This window comes from Waterburya agarophytonicola KI4 (assembly GCF_020640915.1).
Lineage (GTDB): Bacteria > Cyanobacteriota > Cyanobacteriia > Cyanobacteriales > Xenococcaceae > Waterburya > Waterburya agarophytonicola.
This window is the reverse complement of the sequence record NZ_JADWDC010000011.1, coordinates 75287-89043: the sequence shown is the minus strand read 5'-3', so window position 1 is coordinate 89043 and position 13757 is coordinate 75287. Positions and strand designations below refer to the sequence as shown.

15 protein-coding genes are annotated in these 13757 nt (G+C 38.9%); 9 read left to right on the top strand and 6 right to left on the bottom strand.

Translation table 11 applies throughout. From position 1 onward, the window contains the following. Position 1: 1 nt before the first annotated feature. Both I4641_RS06830 and ntcA read right to left on the bottom strand, forming a co-directional pair. Positions 2-1420 carry a DUF3084 domain-containing protein gene (locus tag I4641_RS06830; RefSeq protein ID WP_229639728.1) on the bottom strand — a complete coding sequence of 473 codons (1419 nt, stop codon included), beginning with the start codon at positions 1418-1420 and terminating at the stop codon, positions 2-4. Between the two features lie 88 nt (positions 1421-1508). Beyond that, positions 1509-2186, bottom strand: a complete 678-nt coding sequence (ntcA, locus tag I4641_RS06825; protein ID WP_263858159.1) for a global nitrogen regulator NtcA — start codon at positions 2184-2186, stop codon at positions 1509-1511. Positions 2187-2348: 162 nt separating this feature from the next. Here ntcA and fabI point away from each other — a divergent pair, with 162 nt between their 5' ends. The 4 genes from fabI to I4641_RS06805 all read left to right on the top strand — a co-directional run bounded on the left by fabI (position 2349) and on the right by I4641_RS06805 (position 5722). Further along, the gene (fabI, locus tag I4641_RS06820) at positions 2349-3125 is read left to right on the top strand and encodes an enoyl-ACP reductase FabI (protein ID WP_229639727.1); all 777 of its coding nucleotides are present in this window, start codon (positions 2349-2351) and stop codon (positions 3123-3125) included. A 41-nt stretch (positions 3126-3166) separates the two neighbouring features. Continuing rightward, positions 3167-3808 (top strand): imidazoleglycerol-phosphate dehydratase HisB, encoded by a 642-nt coding sequence (hisB, locus tag I4641_RS06815; protein WP_229639726.1) that lies wholly within the window; start codon positions 3167-3169, stop codon positions 3806-3808. Between the two features lie 187 nt (positions 3809-3995). Next, positions 3996-4712, top strand: coding sequence for a dienelactone hydrolase family protein (locus I4641_RS06810; protein ID WP_229639725.1), 717 nt, complete (start codon positions 3996-3998; stop codon positions 4710-4712). 68 nt (positions 4713-4780) lie between these two features. Continuing rightward, positions 4781-5722 carry a S1 RNA-binding domain-containing protein gene (locus I4641_RS06805; protein WP_229639724.1) on the top strand — a complete coding sequence of 314 codons (942 nt, stop codon included), beginning with the start codon at positions 4781-4783 and terminating at the stop codon, positions 5720-5722. A gap of 180 nt (positions 5723-5902) precedes the next feature. Here I4641_RS06805 and I4641_RS06800 read toward each other — a convergent pair whose 3' ends face one another. Next, the gene (locus I4641_RS06800; protein WP_229639723.1) at positions 5903-6076 is read right to left on the bottom strand and encodes a hypothetical protein; all 174 of its coding nucleotides are present in this window, start codon (positions 6074-6076) and stop codon (positions 5903-5905) included. Positions 6077-6085: 9 nt separating this feature from the next. Between I4641_RS06800 and I4641_RS06795 the strand changes: the two genes are divergently transcribed. Continuing rightward, positions 6086-6238, top strand: coding sequence for a hypothetical protein (locus I4641_RS06795; protein WP_229639722.1), 153 nt, complete (start codon positions 6086-6088; stop codon positions 6236-6238). Positions 6239-6246: 8 nt separating this feature from the next. Here I4641_RS06795 and holA read toward each other — a convergent pair whose 3' ends face one another. Continuing rightward, a complete protein-coding gene (gene holA / locus I4641_RS06790) occupies positions 6247-7227 on the bottom strand; it encodes a DNA polymerase III subunit delta (RefSeq protein WP_229639721.1) in 981 nt (326 codons plus the stop codon). A 209-nt stretch (positions 7228-7436) separates the two neighbouring features. On the opposite strand from holA, the gene I4641_RS06785 reads away from it, so the two are divergent. Then, a complete protein-coding gene (locus tag I4641_RS06785; protein ID WP_229639720.1) occupies positions 7437-7598 on the top strand; it encodes a hypothetical protein in 162 nt (53 codons plus the stop codon). 69 nt (positions 7599-7667) lie between these two features. Here the strand turns inward: I4641_RS06785 and I4641_RS06780 are convergent, their stop codons facing one another. Next, positions 7668-10775 carry an efflux RND transporter permease subunit gene (locus I4641_RS06780; protein ID WP_229639719.1) on the bottom strand — a complete coding sequence of 1036 codons (3108 nt, stop codon included), beginning with the start codon at positions 10773-10775 and terminating at the stop codon, positions 7668-7670. A gap of 201 nt (positions 10776-10976) precedes the next feature. Then, positions 10977-11264, bottom strand: a complete 288-nt coding sequence (gene rbp / locus I4641_RS06775) for an RNA-binding regulator (RefSeq protein WP_229639718.1) — start codon at positions 11262-11264, stop codon at positions 10977-10979. A 260-nt stretch (positions 11265-11524) separates the two neighbouring features. Here rbp and I4641_RS06770 point away from each other — a divergent pair, with 260 nt between their 5' ends. From I4641_RS06770 to I4641_RS06760, 3 genes are all read left to right on the top strand, one after another. After that, positions 11525-12241, top strand: a complete 717-nt coding sequence (locus tag I4641_RS06770; protein WP_229639717.1) for a DUF3120 domain-containing protein — start codon at positions 11525-11527, stop codon at positions 12239-12241. A gap of 95 nt (positions 12242-12336) precedes the next feature. Continuing rightward, a complete protein-coding gene (locus I4641_RS06765) occupies positions 12337-13386 on the top strand; it encodes an ABC transporter permease (RefSeq protein ID WP_229639716.1) in 1050 nt (349 codons plus the stop codon). A gap of 42 nt (positions 13387-13428) precedes the next feature. Further along, entirely contained in the window at positions 13429-13713 is a 285-nt protein-coding gene (locus I4641_RS06760; protein WP_229639715.1) for a hypothetical protein, read from the top strand. The last annotated feature ends 44 nt before the right edge of the window (positions 13714-13757 follow it).

Here is a 13757-nt window from a genome sequence, read left to right as displayed (position 1 = left end):
CTCAGGTACTAAAGACAATTTCTCCGTTGCGAATAACCACAAAATCAATCTTCAAAGGCCCAGCAGTAAAAGTATTTTCCGTGACAATTGCTTTAATTTCACCGACTGGTTCTGTCGATTGAGTCACTTTGTTGACAAAATCAACAATACTTTCTATTTTATTATCGCCTATTTCAATATCTCCCAATATTCCCGCTCTTTGGGCGCGAAATTTAGATACAGCCAGCAACCAATTCAATCTTTCCTGTACTTCTTTACGAGTTACATTTTTAGAATCAATAGAAACAGTGGCAATTTCTTCTCCTTGAGGAAATACTTGTTTATTCAAGGCTAGATCGGCAAATACCTGCACTTGCTTTTCCCCTTGGACATAATTCCCCGCCGAAAGAATTCTAACCACATAATCTTCACCATCCTTAATCTGAGATATAAGTTGCTCTACTTGGGATCTGGTGATTTTGACAATTCCTTGGGTAGATTTAGAACCACTAAACTGTGTTGCTTTGACAGCATTACTATTCGCCTGACGCAACAAACTATCGATCGCTGATTTAGCAGCATTAGGTTCGATTATTCTCACTACCGCCGAAGATAAAACTTGACCTTTGACAATTGTAATTTTTTTCTCTCTTAATTCTTGATAAGACTGTTCTAAGGCTGCGACATTACGTTCGACAAATTTTAATTGAGATTCTAACTGCTCTAGTCGCCGAGTTCTTACCTGAATACTAGTTTCAGCCGTGGAGATTGCTTTATCCAGGGTGGCGATCGATTTATCTCTTTCTTGGACTTGAGCCTGTAATATTTCTTGTTGTTCTTCCAACTCTTGAAGACGAATTTCTTTTTCAGCCAAAATTTTATCTTGTTGACTAATTTGCTGTTCTCGTTGCTGCAATTGAGCTTGTAATTCTTGACTCTGTTGTTTTAGTTGATTTAGTTGGGCTAGTTGTTCTTTTCTTTGCACCAACAAATTATTTAACTCTTGTCTAAGTTTTCCCGCTTGAGCCGAAATTTTAGTTAGCTGTTGTTTCGATTCTTCAAAATCAAGATTGATTGCATCCAAATTACTAACAGCTTGGCTTTGCTCTTGTTTGACTCGACCGAGTTGTTTTTCTACTTCTGTTTTTTGTTTTTTAACTTGGGCTAACTCTTTTTGAATACGACGTTGTTCTTGTAGTATATCGTCCAGTTCAAAAATGCCTCTTCGTAAAGACTCGCTTAAGCTAAACAATATCCCCAAGGTAAGTGCAGAAATTAACATTCCCGTAATTACCGTAATCATCATCGCTGTTTGGCGCGGGCGGAGGTTAAACAATCTGAGCCGAGCTTTGCCAATTTTTGTACCCAAGCGATCGCCAAATGCTGCAATAATACCGCCCAAAATAAAAATCACTGCAATTAGAATATAACCAGTGGTCATTAGAAATGATTAAATAAAGGAATGATGACAATTAAGACAATTAATTTGTCACAAAATTGATGGACGATCGGGTTGCTACTGAAATATTCTAAGAAAATTGTTGACTCAGGGCGACAGGATTGTGTACGGTAATTTTTTTCTTGTGGATAGAAACCATTTCTTTATCTCGCAAATCTCCCAAAAGTCTAGTTACGGTGACTCGGGTAGAACCAATGGCTTCAGCGATCGCTTGGTGAGATAGTTTAAGATCGATTTTAATTCCCGCCTCGGTGGGTAAGCCAAAATCCCGACACAAAATCAACAAAAAACTAACCAAACGCGAACCCATATCCCGATGGGCTAAAGTTTCGATCATCATTTCGGTTTGCAAAATCCGAGAAGACAAACCCCGCAACATCAGTAATGATAGTTCGGGATTCTCTTGCAAAGCCTTTTCAACTTGTTCGATGGGTGCAGATAACAACTCTACGGGAGTAAATGCTACTGCATGATAAAAGCGATCGCTTTTTTGTCCTGTAATCAAAGAAAGCACACCAAACACAGTATTTTCTCTCAAGAGAGCTACGGTAATTTCTTCTCCCGCTTCGTATACCCGAGATAATTTGACTGCACCCTTAAGTAAAAAATAAACTCTCTCTGCTGGATCTCCTGGAAAAAAAATAGTTTTACCGCGCTCAAATCCTTCCACAATAGGAGGAAATGAACCACGACCGAGTTTGCGAAATACTGATGCTAAGGGCTGATTCTGTGTTAAGGGGATTTCCATATAATCTGAAGGTGTTGTGTTATGGATTTACTATCTTATGATAGTTATATATTCTCACACTACAACCTAGAATTCTTTTCCTTCCTCTGACTATTTAGTAATTAAGACTCCCAGGCAGTTGTAGGATAGATAATTGCAATGAAATAAAATTGAGAAAAGACCGTGCTAGATTTAACTGGAAAGAATGCTTTCGTTACAGGAATAGCTAACAATCGTTCTATTGCTTGGGGTATTGCCCAACAACTGCATAAAGCTGGTGCAAACATCGGCGTTAATTATCTCCCCGACGAGAAAGGGCGTTTCAAAAAGAAAGTCACCGAATTAGTCGAGCCTTTAAATCCTAGTATAATCGTTCCCTGCGACGTACAAGACGATGAGTTATTAGATTCTATGTTTGCCACTATCGAAGAGAAATGGGGCAAGATAGATATTTTAGTTCATTGTCTGGCATTTGCCGATCGCGAAGACTTGACGGGAGACTTTTCCGCTACATCCAGAGCGGGTTTTGCTAAAGCTTTAGATATTAGCAGCTACTCTCTCAACTGTCTGGCAGTTAGAGCCAAACCTCTAATGAAAGAAGGTGGGAGCATCGTTACCCTTTCCTATTTGGGTGGGGTGAAAGTAATTCCCAACTACAACGTCATGGGAGTGGCAAAATCTGCTTTAGAAATGAGCGTGCGCTATTTGGCTGCCGAATTAGGTCAAGACAATATTCGAGTTAATGCTATCTCCGCAGGGCCTATTCGTACCCTCGCATCCTCTGCTGTAGGCGGTATCCTCGATATGATTCGCCACGTAGAAGAAACTGCTCCCCTACGTCGTACCGTAACTCAAACAGAAGTCGGTAACACTGCTGCTTTTCTCTGTAGTGATCTTGCTAGCGGAATTACAGGACAAGTAATTTATGTTGATTCGGGATACGAGATAATGGGTATGTAAGATTTTTTAGCTAAACAAAGTCATATATTTTAGGAGTCAAAATGCAAACAAGCGATCGCCCAGCAACCTCAAGCAACAATCTACCTCTCAGTTTATCCCGCACTGCATCTGTAACCAGAAAAACAGGAGAAACCGATGTCACAGTAGAAATAAATATTGATGGTACGGGAAAATGTAATGCAGATACGGGTATTCCTTTTCTAGATCATATGCTAGATCAAATTTCTTCCCACGGCTTAATCGATCTTAATGTTAAAGCCAGTGGTGATATTGAAATTGACGATCACCACACTAATGAAGATGTGGGAATTACTCTAGGAATGGCATTAGCTGAGGCTTTAGGCGATCGCAAAGGTATTGTTCGTTTTGGTCATTTTGTTGCTCCTCTAGACGAATCTTTAGTACAGGTAGCCCTAGATTTTTCGGGTAGATCTCATCTTAGTTACAATTTAGATATACCAACTCAAAGAGTTGGAACTTATGACACTCAACTAGTGCGAGAATTTTTTGTAGCGGTGGTCAATCATTCTCAGATGACTCTTCATATCCGACAATTAGACGGGATTAATTCTCACCATATTATTGAAGCAACTTTTAAAGCTTTTGCTCGCGCTGTGCGCATGGCTACAGAAATAGATCCTCGACGTGCTGGTACGATTCCAAGTTCAAAAGGAGTTTTATAAGGCATGAGAAATGAGGGATTAAGGAACAAAAAAAGAAGAGTAGGTTGGGTAAGCACATAATTAAGTTAACTTTATTAATCAATTAAATTGAATATTTGCGTAACCTAACAGTTAATTTTTTTACTTCTTACTTCTTACTTCTGAGCCAATCATTTCGCCTATTTAAATTAAACTGTGTACGACCATTATGTGGGTTAAAGTTAAAAATCAAGATTTAGAAATAGATGCTTATTTAGCAAAGCCAGAAACACCTGGGACTTATAGCGCAGTTATTGTTGTTCAAGAGATCTTCGGGGTTAACGAACATATTCGAAATATCACAGAAAGATTAGCAGCAGAGGGGTATATTGCGATCGCTCCTGCTATCTATCAGCGTCAAGCACCAGAGTTTGAGGTGGGCTATGGAGAAGATGATGTAAAACTCGGTCGTCAATATAAAGTGGCAACACAAGCCGATGAATTAATGAGCGATATTCAAGCAACCATCGATTATCTTTACAGTCTGCCAGAAGTAAAGCAAGAGGGCGTAAGGACGATAGGTTTTTGTTTTGGCGGTCATGTAGTTTATTTAGCAGCAACCTTAAAAGATGTTACTGCTACAGCCTCATTTTATGGCGCGCAAATCGCTACTTGGTGTCCTGGAAAAGAAGAACCCACAATTTTCCGCACTCAAGATATTACAGGAACACTTTATGCTTTTTTTGGCACGGAAGATCCTTTAATTCCCAACGAACAAACAAAAGAAATAGAGAGAGAATTGCAAAAACACAATATTTCCCACCAAATCTTCCGTTATGAAGGTGCTACTCATGGATTTATGTGCGATCGTCGTCCTAGCTACGATCGAGCAGCAGCAAAAGATGCTTGGATAAAAGTGCTAGACTTGTTTAGCCAAAAACTATAAACAAATAAAGTAGTCTAAAATTGACTTTAGATTGGCTCTGTCTGTTACCATTTACTACTCACATTACTATGTCTGATTCTACACCCTCTCCTAATCCCGCTCAAACCTTCTCGATGGAGGATTTTGAGAACGCCCTAAAAAAATATGATTATGAATTCATTAAAGGGCAAAAAGTTAAGGGTACGGTAGTTCAAATTACCTCTGATGGAGCGTATGTTGATATTGGTGGTAAATCTCCTGGTTTTGTTCCTACCAATGAAGCAGCTTTGGGTTTTGTTAACAATCTAGAGAATATATTACCCACGGGGGAAATTAAAGAATTTTTAATTATTCGAGAACAAGATTCTGAAGGGCAAGTTACTCTATCTTTACGTCAGTTAGCACTAGATGAAGCTTGGGCAGATATCAAAGAAATGGCTGAGACTGGTAAGTCTACTCAAATCAGGATTACAGGGGCGAATAAAGGTGGTGTAACGGGTGAAGTTGCTGGTTTGCGCGCATTTATACCGCGATCGCATTTGCAGCAGCGCGATAACTTAGACTCTCTTGTGGGACAACTTTTGACGGCTACTTTTCTAGAAGTGAACCAAGAGAATCGTAAGCTGGTCTTATCCCAACGAGATGCTATGCGTGCAGTAGCGATGAATAACATCGTTCAAGGGGCATTAATGCCTGGCAAAATCGTTAATATTAAGCCCTATGGAGTATTTGTCGACCTTCAGGGTGCAACGGGTTTGTTACACATCAAGGAAATTAGTGGCGCACGTATTGAGTCCCTCGATCGCATTTTTGAAGTGGGACAAGAGATCAAAGTCGTCATCAAACAAATCGATGAATATCAAAATAGAATGTCTCTCTCTATTAAGGCTTTGGAAGAATATCCTGGGGAAAACCTGGAAAAAATCGAGCAAGTGATGGCAAACGCAGAGGAGAGATGGGAGAAAGCGCGAAATCCCGAATCTCAACCACCAGAGTCTAAGGCAGAGTCTAAACCGGAACCTGAAGCATAAGCAGAGGCAGAGGTAGAAAACTCAGAAGCTTAACTAACAGTAAGGTTTTAGTAGCTATTGTGAGGAAGAAATGAAACGAAGTAGTAGGGAAAAAAGGCATGCTTTTATCTAGATGGAGTAGGGAGGTTAGATAAATTAAATTGCTCCTCGTCTCCCTGTCTCCCTCTCTCTCTGTCTTTTTCACAGGACTACAATCAATTCTTGAATAACTTCACCTTCAGGATTCGTTAATTTAAGTACAGACAAATTACCTTCAATTTCTTCGTTGTATTCGCAATTAGACTTGATTAGGGGATTGAGGTCAGTTTTTAAAGTTTCTAGCTGACAGAATTGTTGAATGGTTAGGTTATTCATTATTAAATCTTGATAGTTGCTTTACTTAATCTTTACAATCGCTGCTATAACCTAACTCAAGATCGAAGCCTACTCTGTGATCTCAAACAACAATCATGGCGATCGCGATCGCACCAAAACAATCAATGGTGTGCTACTTGTCTTTCAGCAATCATTGCTTAAAGCAATAATTAAAATAAAAGACAAAGTTCTATTATCTTAGTTTGCAAGATTACTAATGCTTCTGAACCTGTTTTCAGGCTATATTCCAAGTCTAGAAGCAAGGGTAATGTCGATAAGAGTTGTTGTGGAGTATTTTGATATATTTCTTTGCGGATAAAATAAAGACGATTGGGATTATTAATTCCCGCAGCAGAAGAGATCGCTTTATTGTCTCTTTCTCCTGCTTCTTCCATTAGTTTTACGATCGTCCAAGTCCGAAATTGTCCTACTAGAGTAGCTACGATTTTTAATGCGGGTTCGTTACGGTTAATTAGATCAGTAACTAAACCCAAAGCTTGATCGGCTTTGCCATCTTTAATTGCTGCTGCTAATTTAAGACTATTTTGGGTATTGCAGAGTACTAATCCAACTACATCTGTTTCGTCTAAAGGTTTATCGCTTTCTCCTCGATATATTTTTAATTTGGCTAATTCATTCCAGATTTGCCTGGTATTATTACCGACTGAATCTGTGAGTAAGGCGATCGCTTTGGGAGTTAATTTAAGTTGTATTTCTCTAGCAATTTCTGTGATTTTGTTGGCAATTAAATCAGTTTTCCAAGGAGGAATCAGACTAAAATCTTTTACCTGGGCGTATTTATTAAATAGCTTGGTAGAACTCAATCTACCGTCGGGCTTTTTCTTGGTAGTTAACAATAAATGAGATGTATCGGGAATTACTTCTAGGGTGCGTTTTAACTCATCGATAATAGCATCGGCAGGTTTTTGCTGACAGAGATTAGTATCCGCCAACCATGTCAATCTTCCTCCCCCACCAAAGACAGGAGTCATGGCTTGATTCAACCCTTCTATTATCGCTTCAGTGCGATCGCCATCCAGCTTTTGATAATTGAATTGTAACCAACTAGGATCTAGAACTTTGTTCTGTAATTTTTCTATGGCTTGAGCGATCTCGAAATCGTCTTCTCCCCAATATAAATATATAGGCATTGTGATGACTGATTATTGACAACTAATAACAAATGATGACTATGTAACAAAATATGACGATAAAGTAGCTCGAATTAAGATTGTGTCTTAATAATTAATTCAAATAAATCCCAGTTATATAAAGATTAGGAAATTTTTTTATAGGTAATATGACTTAAGTATTATCTCTGATATATATTAAGTTCATGGAGATAATCAAAGGTTTTAAAATGCAGGACTTTTATAAAATTGGTATCGACTTGTTATATTGTTTAATCATTGGCTTTTTAATTATTCAAGCATCTAACTCTGCTCAACAGAATGAAGAAATATCAAACATTATTAGTATTGAATCTGCTCGTATTAGTGCCGATAATTTGAATTTCTACTAAACAATTGCAATACAAGCCAATAACTAACAATAATAAGATTGATTAGCTACTATATCAAACCACCAGTATTTATTTTCCATGTAACAATACATAAAAACAGGGAATAATAAATAAGGTTAAAAAAGTGGCTAAACCTAAACCAAAAAACACCACTATTCCTAAAGGTTGTAATAATTCAGAACCCGTACCAATACCCAGTGCTAAGGGAAGCATTCCCAATACTGTAGTAATGGTAGTCATTAATATAGGTCGGAGTCTAGAAGTTGCAGCTAGAACGATCGCAGTGGTAAAGCCTTTATCGCCTTGAATTTGATTGGCTAATTCTACCATGACGATCGCATTATTAACTACTATCCCCACCAGCAACACCGTACCCACCAAAACGATCGCACTAATAGGAGTTTCGGTAAAATAAAGCCCATAGACTCCTCCCGCCAAAGCTAAGGGTACGGTGAAAATAATAATCAAAGGATCGATTAAAGAGTTATATTGTATTGCCATCACCACAAAGACTAGAAATACAGCTAACCCTCCCATAATTCTTAATGAGGTTTGTATTTCTTGATTAGATGCTTCTGCATAGCTGGGTAATGCTGCAATTCCCGATGGTAAATTAGCCTCCGCAATGATAGATTTTAATTCCGCCATTGCTTCGTTAAAGCTTGCCCCTTCAGATAGGCTTCCTGCAATAATAAATACATTACGCTGGTTGATGCGTTGGATTTCTCCTGGTGCTTCTCCTAAGTTGATCTTAGCAACGTCACTTAACTCGATCGCATTATTGTTGCTGGTTAACAAAGGTAGCTGTTGTAATTGTCCGATAGATTGACGATAGCTTTTATCTAACTGTACTCTAATATCTATCAGACGTTGTTCTCTCCTCAGTTGGGATGCGATCGCGCCATTAACCGCAGTTTGTACCGTACTGCCCAATTCTGTGACGCTATAGCCCAAATCTGTCAAGCGAGTATAGTTAGGTTGGATTTGGATTTCTGGCTGCTTGCTGTCTGCATCTCCCCGATATCTAGCCAGAGTTGCTTTTTCGTCTAGTATTTTGAGGAGTTTTTCTCCTGTTTCTTCTAATAACAAATAATTTTTACCTTGTAAGATCAAATCTAGATCGGAACTTACAGGGGCATTATTGAGATTCAAACCCCGAACCTGACTGGGAGAAAGGCGCAAGCGAGTATCTACCAGGTTGAACTTATCGAATTCTTGATTGACTCTTTCTACATAAGCATCAAGATCGCTATTGGTGTCTAAAGTTATAGTACTAGAACTACGCAACAAGTTATCAATAGTGCTACTACCAAACAAAAAACCTCCTGTAGAAGTAAAGACATATTCGGTTTCTGGTTGACGCAAAAAAACCTCCTCTGCTGCTTCCATGACACGGCGGTTATCGTCTAAGTTTGTCCCAGAGGGAAAACGAGCATAAAGTTGTGCTTCTCCCGTATTGAGGGAAGGTAAAATTTCTTGGGGTAAATCTTGCCAAATTTGATAGCTACTACTGCCTAAAATAGAGAAGACTAAAACAATGATAATGATGCGGTAGCGAATCACTTTTCGGAGTATTTTGCCATATAGATTAGTAACTTTAATAAATTGACGATTAAACCACACTAAAAAAGGAAATTTATCTATTTTGCTGCTTTGGGGAATACTCAAAAGACGTGAAGCCATCATGGGAACTACAGTTAAGGCGATCATTAGAGATGCTGCGATCGCAAAACTGACAGTTAAGATTAATTCTCGAAATAACAGAGAGAATAAACCACCCATTAAAAGAAAAGGCAATACTGAAACTAAATTAGTAATGGTGGATGCAATCAAAGCAGATTCTACTTCTGCACTAGCAACAATGGCATTGTCGATCGCCCCATTCTTGCCTAATTCGCCTCCGTTAACATTATTGTGTCTCTCGGCAATATTTTCCAGCATGACGATGGAATTATCCACCACAATTCCTACCCCTAAAGCTAATCCTCCCAGGCTGAAGATATTAATCGACAGAGCAAACAACTTCATTAATAAAATCGCCATCAAAGTCGCCAGAGGAATGGCGATCGCGATAATAAAAGTCTGACGCAACGAACCCAAAAACAAGAAAACTGCTGCTGCGGCTAAAACCGTACCCATCCCTCCCGCACTAATCACATTAGCGATCGAACTGCGAATAAATACCGATTCATCTTTGGTAGTAACTAAAGTTATGCTATCGGGAATTATGCCAGATTCTTTGAGGTAAGCAATTTTAGTTTTGATTTGGTTAATAACTTCAATACTATTAGCGTCAGGCTGTTTTTGAATGCTGATTTTAACCGCAGGTTTCCCATTGAGGGTAACAAACAAAGTTTGTTCGGCAATGCCATCATTAATTCGAGCAACATCTGACAAATTGATCAAATTGCGATCGGGTAAATCTAGGCTTAAATTACGAATTTGTTCGATATTTTGCCATTGTCCGACGGTTCTAATGATCGGATCTCCTGCTTCCCCTCTCAATCTCCCTCCCGCCAAATCGCGATCGCCTTCTTGTAATTTATTGGTAATGGCATTGAAACCCAATCCCGCAGCCTGTAATCTTTCCAAATCTACATTTATGCCAATTTCTTCCGTAACCCCTCCTGCTACATCTACCGATGCTACCCCTGGAATAATATTCAACTCCCGACTCAACTCTTCTTCTGCAAAAACCCTCAGTGCAAGATCGTCTAAAGCAGCAGATTCGATCGCAAACTCATAAATCGCCTGTTGGGAAGGATCGAACTTAAACAAACTGCCATTAGTAACCAGATCTGGCAAACTATCTCGATTGCGATTAAATATAGCCGTCGCATCAGACAAAGCCTTATCAATATCATCTCCTGGGCGAAAATAAAGGTTTAAACGGACTCTACCTTCTCTAGTTTCAGAAAATATTTGTTCTAACCCTTCTGTCGCATTTAGGGCTTCTTCCAAAGGCTTGGTGACTTCTTCTAAAGCGACTTGTGGCGACGCACCAGGAATATTTACTACTACTCCAATACGAGGATAGGTAATGAGAGGTAATAGATCTACGGGAAGACGAAATACAAAAAAAATGCCTAGCACAATTGCCGAGAGGGCTAGCATTAACGTCCCAATATGACGGCGAATCGCGATCGCACTGATCAATTGCTGATTATTTGCTTTCATAAAGGGGATTGGCGAAATTTAGTCAAAAGCATCGCAGTAGCTTAAATTAGACTTATATCCTTTTCCAACCATGATAGTCTAAACCTTAAAATATACTTAAGACTATTGCCGATATTTTTTGATAAATATCAAAAAAAGAGCAAAAAAGTTATTTACTTTGATTGATTTTTTTGCTCTGATTAATTTTTTTTCCTAACGAAACTAGTTATTAGCAAATCTGCGAGTACCACCATTAGAATTACTAGATTCTCTTGGTCGTGCTTTATTTACTCGGATAGTGCGTCCCATCCATTCAGCCCCATCTAGGGTATTAATCGCTTCCGTTTCTTCTTCGTCTGTGTTCATTTCCACAAAGCCAAAACCCCGTTTGCGCCCTGTTTCGCGGTCTGTAGGTACATGTACGCGCTTAACCGTTCCGTATTCTCCAAAGACTTCATTTAAGTCTTCCTGCGTAACCTCATAGTTGAGATTACCAACATAAATCGACATTATTCTCGTTTCCTATTTTCATCTATTTACAATGCTATCGAAATTCAAGACATACCTCTTCACATCAATTAAAATTGTCTTGCTTATCCCGATATTTGACATTAATCTTAACATTCGATCTATAAAATTATTTAGTCAGAAACCTATCTTTGTCCTCAAGACCCCAAATAAAAAACTGTGGTATTTTAATCTTAGGTAAAGATAAGTAACGAAAATTAGAACCCTATTTGCCTAATCACCATCATCTTCAATATTTACTTGTGACCACATCTAGTTCTAACTGTCCCTCTACATCTCCCTCGACTGTTCTTGGTTTACCCCTAGAGCAAGGCCAAAGCAGTAAAGCTTGGCAAGTATTTTTGGCAGCTTCTTTTTTAGTATCCGTACCAGTATTTTTTCAAGCTCCTATCGTGCGGTTATTTCCCGTATTTAGCTTGGTCTTAACTCTATTTTGGGTAGGATTGGGCTGGTTTCTTTATCGTCGTCCCCAAAGTCGTTTGTGGGGAGACATAATTTTAGGCTTTAGCTGGAGTTGGCTGGCTGGCTCAATCTATTGGGGTTGGCTGAGAGCCGAACCTTTAATTCATATACCCATTGAGGCGATTGGTTTGCCTTTTGCTCTTTGGTGCTTGTGGAAAGGATGGGGCAAGATTGGAAATTTCTTTTATCTCGGCTCACTTTTGGGTACGGCTATTACTGACTTATATTTTTATCTTGCTAATGTCATTCCATACTGGCGCAAGCTAATGACGGTAGATGTCGATCCAGCTTTGGCTGCACCAATCTTAAAATCTGCCCTAGCAGAAGTACAAACTCCTTGGGGTATTAGCTGGGCGGTTGTCTTAGTAAATATATTATTAGCTGTCAGTTTGTGGTCTTTAAAGAAAACCGAGTTACACTGGTGGGCATTCGCTGGAGCAGTATTAAGTACAATTTTGGTAGATAGCTTATTCTTACTAGCTGCCTATATTGCTTAAAGATGTTGTTGATTCAAGGCATGAAATCGAGAACAGTACTGTTAGCTATTTGCTTTTTAAAATTCCTCGTACCTTATTTTTCATCCTCGTAAAAAATGACTCAAAGTAATGATGTTGTGGCTCAATCACCCCTATCTGCCCTACAAAATATTTTGAGGAGTGATACCACTCTATATGTAGTTAAAAGAATTTCTCAAGGTGCGTTAACTTTAATTTTGGCATCGGCACTATGCTTTTTTATCGTCGAGTTAGCCCCTGGTGACTATCTCGATACCTTGAAAGAAAATCCTCAGATAACCCCAGAAAGAATTGCCGAATTAACCCAACAGTTTGGTTTGGATCGACCCCCCATAGTTCAATATTTTTGTTGGCTATGGCGTATTGTCACTAGGTTTGATTTTGGCGAGAGTTTTGTTTATTTTCGTTCTGTATCTTCCTTACTAAAAGAAAGAATTCCTGCAACCCTTTTACTGGCACTATCTTCTTTTATTTTAACTTGGGCGATCGCAATTCCTTTAGGGATGTTGAGTGCAGTTAAGCAAAATACTCCCATCGATAAAGTTTTGCGAGTGCTGAGTTATTTTGGTCAAGGTTTTCCTAGTTTTATTACTGCGCTGATTTTCTTGATTATTGCTCAATTTTTGTCCCCTCTATTTCCTGTAGGTGGGATGACTAGCATTAACCACGACGAACTATCTATATTCGGCAAAATACTCGATATTGGTTGGCATATGGTTTTACCTACCATCGCTCTTAGTATAACCAGTTTTGCTGGGCTGCAACGCCTAACCAGGGGGCAATTATTAGATGTCTTACGTCAAGACTATATTCAAACAGCAAGAGCGAAGGGTTTGTCGGAGGATAAAGTTATCTACGTCCACGCTCTCAGAAATGCCATCAACCCTCTAATAACTCTCTTGGGTTTTGAATTTGCTAGTTTGCTTGGTGGTTCATTTATTGCTGAATTCTTCTTTAATTGGCCAGGTTTGGGGACTTTGACTCTCCAGGCGGTGACTGCTCAAGATAAATATCTCGTGATGGCTAGCCTGATGATGGGTGCAGCTATGCTGATTGTAGGCAATTTACTAGCTGATTTACTTTTGAAAACAGTCGATCCCAGGATTAAACTAGAAGATCTTAAATAAGTAAAGAGGAACAAAGAATCAGAAAAGTAAAAGGAGCAAGCAATGTTATTACAAGTTAATTATTTAATTCGTTCTAGAAAAGATGGAAAATATTTAGTTGCTCGTCTGCCAGAAAAAAGCGGAATTGAGGCTAGCTATTTGCTCGTATTCCAGCAAGATTATGATGCTCTAAGTTATATTAACACCCACGGAAAAGAATATGGCGATCTCTTGACTGTGGAAACAGCATCTCCCACCCAGTTAAAGAGTTTGATGTTACGTTGGAGTTATGCAGGTTTTGGAATTGTCAAAGATCCCCTCGTACCAGATATTCAATTTGTTTCTTAGTCATAATAGTTATTAGTTATTAGTTATTAGTTATTAGTTATTAG